The following is a 556-nucleotide window of genomic DNA, read 5'->3' on the forward strand; positions in this document are numbered from 1 at the left end:
CTCGTCAGAGAACAGATTTACAGTCTGCTGCGTTTGGCCACTTCGCTAAGCCTCCGGATTAAAAGCCTATGGTGGCTCGGGACGGAATCGAACCGCCGACACGAGGATTTTCAGTCCTCTGCTCTACCGACTGAGCTACCGAGCCTTATGTACTATAGCTTGTCATCTATAGATCAGGTCTAATCTTTGTAAATCATGGCGGAGCCGACGGGATACTCTCGTTTCACTCGAGACTGCGATGCAGTGCTAACGAGGTTAAAGCTCCGACGAACCCTAATGGGTTCTCATCCCTTACAGGATGTATATCATGGCGGAGCCGACGGGATTCGAACCCGCGGTCTCCTGCGTGACAGGCAGGCATGTTAGGCCTCTACACCACGGCTCCGCATCAGGATACTGGTGCCGCCGAGAGGACTTGAACCCCCAACCTACTGATTACAAGTCAGTTGCTCTACCAATTGAGCTACAGCGGCATATGATGGTGGAGGCTGACGGGATCGAACCGCCGACCCTCTGCTTGTAAGGCAGATGCTCTCCCAGCTGAGCTAAGCCTCCA

General features: G+C 53.8%; 4 tRNA genes. All 4 read right to left on the reverse strand.

From position 1 onward, the window contains the following. Nucleotides 1-69 precede the first annotated feature (69 nt). A tRNA-Phe gene (locus NR121_RS25040) sits at nt 70-145 on the reverse strand. A gap of 163 nt (nt 146-308) precedes the next feature. After that, nucleotides 309-385 (reverse strand) — tRNA-Asp (locus tag NR121_RS25045). Between the two features lie 12 nt (nt 386-397). Next, nucleotides 398-473 (reverse strand) — tRNA-Thr (locus NR121_RS25050). Nucleotides 474-479: 6 nt separating this feature from the next. Beyond that, nucleotides 480-555, reverse strand: a tRNA-Val gene (locus NR121_RS25055). Nucleotide 556: the final 1 nt, after the last annotated feature.

Origin of the sequence: Paenibacillus sp. Pae15 (assembly GCF_024519685.1) — a bacterium.
In the GTDB taxonomy this organism is placed as follows: Bacteria; Bacillota; Bacilli; order Paenibacillales; family NBRC-103111; genus Paenibacillus_G; species Paenibacillus_G naphthalenovorans.